Origin of the sequence: Flavobacterium sp. FlaQc-49 (genome assembly GCF_044005985.1) — a bacterium.
GTDB classification, from domain to species: Bacteria; Bacteroidota; Bacteroidia; order Flavobacteriales; family Flavobacteriaceae; genus Flavobacterium; species Flavobacterium cupriresistens.
Genome location: NZ_JBIPCS010000009.1, coordinates 141,246 through 148,283, shown reverse-complemented (window position 1 = coordinate 148,283; position 7,038 = coordinate 141,246). Strand labels below are relative to the sequence as shown.

Annotated in this window: 1 protein-coding gene (cut by a window edge); it reads right to left on the bottom strand. The window is 38.7% G+C overall.

Annotated features, from left to right (window positions below; translation table 11 throughout):
- Window positions 1-14 precede the first annotated feature (14 nt).
- Window positions 15-7,038, bottom strand: the 3' portion of a protein-coding gene (locus tag ACHRV3_RS17745; protein ID WP_395436034.1) for a non-ribosomal peptide synthase/polyketide synthase. Its footprint extends 21,851 nt past the window's final position; the window shows 7,024 of its 28,875 coding nt (coding positions 21,852-28,875); the start codon falls outside the window, past its right edge; it ends in the stop codon at window positions 15-17.

Genomic DNA, 7,038 nt, shown 5'->3' with positions numbered 1-7,038 from the left:
TTTTAATAGTTTTGTTATAGTGTAATACTTTCATTATAGCTTTCTTCATCCTCTTCATCTTCATCAAAATCCAATTCAAAAAGGTCAACAAGTGATGCTTGTCCTTCTATTGTCGTGTACTCAAACACTTCTCGAATCGATACTTCAATGTACAATTCTTTACGAATCATCGATACCAATCGGGTCGCCAGTAAACTATGACCTCCTAATTCAAAGAAGTTATCATAAATCCCTACCTTTTCTATTCCCAATAAATTCTGCCAGATAACAGCCAACTGTTCTTCTGTCTCTGTACGTGGTGCAACATACTCCTGTGTAGAGAGATCTGAATTATCCGGATCCGGTAACGCTTTTCTGTCCAATTTACCATTAGGAGTTAACGGCAACTGATCCAGCTCAACCCAGATCATCGGAACCATATACTCGGGTAAACTTGATTTCAATTGCTCTTGTAGATCTGCTTTATCCAGTTTGCCTTCTACCACTACATAACCAACCAAACGTTTGTTACCACTTGCATCCTCTTTGGCCAATACTCCACACTGGATAATTCCAGATAAAGAAGACAAAGCATTCTCGATCTCACCAAGCTCAATACGATAGCCTCGAATCTTAACCTGATTGTCTTTCCTGCCGATAAACTCAAGACTTCCATCAGCAAGCCAACGTACTAAATCACCTGTCTTATAAATTCTGTCTCCTCCTGCAAAAGGATTCGCTATAAACTTCTCTTGGGTTAATTCTTCTCTGTTCAGATAACCTCGTCCTACTCCTACACCACTAACCCATAACTCTCCAATAACTCCAATCGGACATAAATTATCATAAGCATCTACAACATACAACTGCATATTGGCTACAGGTTTACCTATAGGAACTACAACTCCCGAAGGAGCCTCGTACATAATATGAAGACTGACATCATCTGATGCTTCTGCAGGACCATAAGCATTCACTACAGCAATAGAAGGAAACGACGCAAACCAGGATTCCAATAATGAAATCGTAGCCGCTTCTCCGGTAACCAGAAAATAACGTAAATCTTCCAAACCTTTTCTTGAACCTGTTTCCAATAAATTCAATATATACGAAGGAACTAACTGAAGATGCGTAACTCCATAAGAACATAAAGCATTCTGAAAATCATTGGTGTCCAAGATCATGGACTCACTGTAAATCGCAATACGGCCTCCACATAATAAACCACTTAATAATTGCCATACCGAAATATCAAAAGTAAAAGGTGCTGTAAAGGCAACAACGCTGGTACTGTCCATATTCAAATCATCAATCATAATCAAAAGATGGTTCAATAACCCGCTATGCTCTATCATAGCTCCTTTGGGAGCTCCCGTACTTCCCGAGGTATAAATAACATAACTCAACGAAGCAGGTGAATACGAAATATCTAATGGTTCTACAGAGCAATTGGCATATACCGAAGAGGAATCATCCAAAACGATAATCTTACTATCACTTAAGATCGCAGACAAAGCCTCTTTACTTGATGCATCGGTAAGAACCAAAGAACAACCGGTATCCTGAGCAATATAGGAAATACGGGATGCAGGATAATCCGGTTTAACAGGCACATAAGCTCCTCCTGATTTTAAAATACCCAAGATCCCCACAAGCATATTCAAACTACGATCTACACAGATACCTACCAGGCTATCTGCCACCACACCCTGATCACGAAGATAATGGCCCAGCTGATTAGAACGCTTATCTAACTCTTTGTAACTTAACTCTTCTGAGCCAAAAACTACAGCGATAGCATCAGGCGTTTTTTGCACCTGCTGCTCAAACAAATCAACTACCGTCCGATCCAATGGATATTCTACAAACGTATCGTTGAAAACAGCTGCTATCTGATGGGATTCCGCCGCAGTCAACATAGGCAAACTATGTATTGGCTGACTGATATCATTCAACATATTCACCAACAACTCTTTATAATGCAACAACATACGATCAATCGTAGTCTGGTCAAATAAAGCGGTGCAGTAATTTATTCCTACCGAAATATCAAAATCACTTTCTGAGATACTTAACATCAAATCAAATTGAGCTGTCATTTGTGAATACTCGTACCTGGAAATTATAACATCTTCTACTATTGGGCTTTCTTCACTGGTATTTTCAATATCATTATGAAAATCAAACATTACCTGAAACAAAGGTGTCATACTTCTGTCACGAGTAGTTACTACCCGGTCTACCACTTTCTCAAATGGAGCCAGCTGATGATTATAACTACCCAATGTCGTTTCTTTTACTCGGGATAAAAGTTCTTTAAAATCCGGATTACCACCCAAATCACTACGTAGTGCCAGGGTATTGACAAAAAAGCCAATCATACCTTCTAACTCCGATTGAGTACGGTTAGCAATTGGAGTTCCCACACAAATATCGTCCTGACCACTATAACGTGACAACAATACTTTAAAGGCAGCTAACATTACCATAAACATGGTAACCCCTTCTCTTTGACATAACGCTCTTAAAGACTCTCTAATTTCTTTGTCCAAGACCAAGAAAATAGTTGAACCAGCCGTACTCTGCACAGAAGGGCGAGGATAATCTGTTGGTAAAGATAAGGTAGCCACTCCTTGAAGCTTCGCTTCCCAATACGCTAACTGTGCATCTAAAACAGCTCCTTCGAGATACTTTCTTTGCCAGATCGCATAATCGGAATATTGTAACGTTAACTCCGGTAGAACATCTGTTCTTCCAGATTGAAGAGCGCTGTAAAACTCCATAAACTCATTTATCAAGATACCACCTGACCAGCCATCGCTAACAATGTGATGAAGTACACAAGCCAGTACATACTGCTGATTTCCTAAATCGTACAGACAGCTTCTTAACTTGTAATCCTTTGCTAAATCAAAAGGACTCATCAGATAATCTTGCATACTGCTTGCTAATAAGGACTCCTCTGTTATTTTTACCTGATCCAGTGTCCAGTCTTCTGCGGATATTATTTGCTGATACCCTACACCATCTTCGGATAAAAGAATCGTACGCAATACCTCATGACGTGACACTATACTGTGTAATGTTTTCTCTAAAATTGATACATCTACCACTCCTTCCAAACGAAGCACTGTAGGAATATGATACTCTGTACTACCTTGCAACTGATCCAAAAACCACAAACGTTCCTGACTAAAAGACAATGGAATTCGTTCGGGACGATGCTCTGAAACAATAGTAGGAAGTAATACTCCTTTTGACTGAACCGATACATGAGCTCCTAAGGCTGCTATAGTAGTGTGTTCAAATACGTCCACAATTTCAATTTCTATCGTCAACTCTTTACGAATCATCGATACTAATCGGGTCGCCAATAAACTATGTCCACCCAACTCAAAGAAGTTATCATGAATCCCTATTTTTTCTATTCCCAACAACTGCTGCCAGATAACTGCCAACTGTTTTTCTGTATCTGTACCCGGAGCCACAAACTCTTTACTGGATAACTCGGAACTATCCGGATCCGGTAAAGCTTTCTTGTCCAATTTACCATTAGAGGTTAATGGCAACTGATCCATCTCAACCCAGAACATCGGAACCATATACTCCGGAAGACTTACTCTTAAACGTTCCTGTAAATCTGTTGTATTTAATTTATCGCCTGAAACTACATAACCGATCAAACGTTTGTTCCCAACTTCATCCTCTCTGGCTAAAACACAACACTGGATAATTTCTGAAAATGAAGACAATACATTCTCAATCTCACCCAACTCGATGCGGTATCCACGAATCTTTACCTGATTGTCCTTTCTACCGATATATTCTATATTTCCGTCAGCTAACCAACGTACTAAATCACCGGTCTTATACATTCTGTCTCCTTCAACAAAAGGATTCGCTATAAAGTTCTCTTTCGTTAATTCTTCCTGATTCAGATAACCGCTGGCTACACCTGATCCCCCAATGCATAACTCTCCAATAACACCAATTGGTACTAGATCTAATGAAGGATTTAAAACATACAAATTGGTATTGGTCAAAGGCTTACCTATTGGAATCGTTGTTGCTGAATCTGAGATCTCAAAAACAGCATAACAAGTAGCATACACGGTTGTCTCTGTAGGTCCATAGACATGGTGAATTTTTCCGAATCCTAATCCTGATAACATTTTTCGCACTGGAGTTATTGAAACTTTTTCACCTCCAAATAACAACAATCTTAAACTCGATAATAAGGATAAATCATATTCCGCCAAAGAATTAAACAAGGCAGTAGTAATAAAAATAACACTTAATTCATTCCTGTTTATAGCCTTAGATAAAGCCCCGGCATCTGAAGCCACAGATTTATCTATTAAATAAAGACTCGCTCCATTTAAAAGACTGCCAAAAATCTCATAGGTCGATCCGTCAAAAGCATAATTAGACCATTGAAGTACTCGATCTGAACAATTAACTGCGATCGCACTCGATGGATCATTAATCAAAGTAATTACATTCTCGTCACTGATCGAAATTCCTTTTGGTACTCCTGTTGTTCCTGACGTATACATCACGTAGGCTACGGAAGCAGAATGTCTTTCATTTACCACTTTTGAAGATTCATAAGCAGAAGATTCTGCTATATCTAAGAAGAAAATAAAATCTGAAACTGATAAACTTGATAATAAAGAGTCTTCTCTGTAAAGAAGAAAATTCACGCTCGAATCCTCTACTATATACGATAATCGTTTAGAAGGCAAGGTAGGATCTAAAGGAACATAAGTACATCCTGATTTTAGAATCCCTAATATACTAACGATCATATCAAAACTTCTGTTAAACAAGATTCCTATTCGCGAATCACTAATCACTCCCATCGATTCAAAATAATGAACCAATTGGTTGGATCGCTCGTCCAGTTCTTTATAAGTCATCACCTGATCTTCAAAAACCAAGGCTATCGCTTGTGGTGTTTTAAGAACCTGATCATTAAATAAATCCACTATCGTTTTATCCTGAGGGTATGCAAATGCAGTATCATTAAAAACAGTCAATAACTGCTGCTTATCCTCTGGGTCAAGCATAGAAAGACTCTCTATTGGTTGGTTCATATCTTTGACAACACTTACCAGCAATTCTTTATAATGCAACAGCATTCGATCAATTATAGCTTTATCAAACAAAGCGGTACAATACCCCATATCTAAAGTAATACCGTTATTACTTTCAGTTATATGTAATGTTAAATCAAATTTCGAATTAGAAGTTTCAAACCCGTAATCTGAGAGGACAATATCTTGTAATTCTAAACTTTCCTCTTTATATAGTTCAGGTGTATTTTGCAATATAAACATCACCTGAAATAAAGGGCTCGTACTCATATCACGATTCGTAATCATTTGATCCACTACTTTTTCAAATGGAACCAACTGATGGTCATAACCGTCTAATGTGGTTTCTTTTACTTTTTCTAAAAGTTCCTTGAAACTTGGATTACCTCCAAGATCACTGCGAAGTGCCAACACATTTATAAAAAAGCCAATCATACCTTCCAACTCTGCTTGGGTACGGTTTGCTATTGGTGTTCCTACACAGATATCATCTTGCCCGCTATAACGCGACAACAATACCTTAAAGGCAGACAGCATTACCATAAACAACGTAACACCTTCTCTTTGACACAATGCATTTAAGGAATTGCTAAATTCTTTATCCAAGACTAAGAAAATACTTGAACCTGCCATACTCTGTACAGAAGGACGAGCGTAATCTGTTGGTAATGATAAGGTAGTCACTCCTTGCAACTTCTCTTGCCAATACGATAACTGTGCTTCTAAAACAGCTCCTTCGAGATACTTTCTTTGCCAGATCGCATAATCTGAATATTGCAGAGTAAGTTCCGGTAAAACAGCAGTTCTGCCGGATTGAAGAGCGCTGTAAAGCTCCATAAACTCATTCACCAAAATACCACCTGACCAACCATCACTGGCAATATGATGAAGTACACAAGCCAGTACGTACTGCTGGTTTCCTAAATCATACAAACAACTTCTTAACTTATATTCTTTTGCTAAATCAAAAGGCAACATCAGATAGTCCTGCAGACTGTTTTCAAATAAGGATACATCTGTTATTTTTACCTGCTCCAGCTTCCAGTTTTCTGCAGGTATTATTGCCTGATACCCTACTCCGTCCTCTGATAAAAGAACTGTGCGCAATACCTCATGACGCGAAACTATACTTTGTAAGGTTTGCGACAGGATCGAAACATCTACTGTGCCTTCCAAACGAAGAACAGTAGGAATATGATATTCTGTACTTCCTTGCAATTGATCCAAAAACCATAAACGTTCCTGACTGAAAGACAATGGAATTCTCGCCGGACGCTCCTCCGCAACAATAGTCGGCAATAAGACTCCTTCTGATTGAACCGATACATGAGCCCCTAATGCGGCTATAGTAGTATATTCAAATATTTCTCTGATAGCTAACTCAATAGACAATTCTTTACGGATCATCGACACCAATCGGGTCGCCAGTAAACTATGACCTCCTAATTCAAAGAAGTTATCGTAAACACCTATTTTTTCTATTCCCAATAAATTCTGCCAGATAACAGCTAATTGTTCCTCTGTCTCTGTGCGTGGTGCAACATACTCCTGTGTAGAGAGATCTGAATTATCCGGATCCGGTAACGCTTTCCTGTCCAGTTTACCATTTGAAGTCAATGGCATCTGATCCAATTCGACCCAGATCATCGGAACCATATATTCGGGTAAGCTTACCTTTAATTGATCCTGTAAATCTGTTTTATTTAGCTCCCCTTCTACAACCACATAACCAACCAGACGTTTGTTACCATTTGCATCTTCTTTGGCCAAAACACAACACTGAATCACCGATTCTAACAATGACAAAGTAGTCTCAACCTCACCCAACTCAATACGATAACCTCGAATCTTAACCTGATTGTCTTTCCTGCCGATAAACTCAATACTACCATCCGCAAGCCAGCGTGCTAAATCGCCTGTCTTGTAAATTCTTTCTCCTTCTATAAATGGATTTGTTATAAAC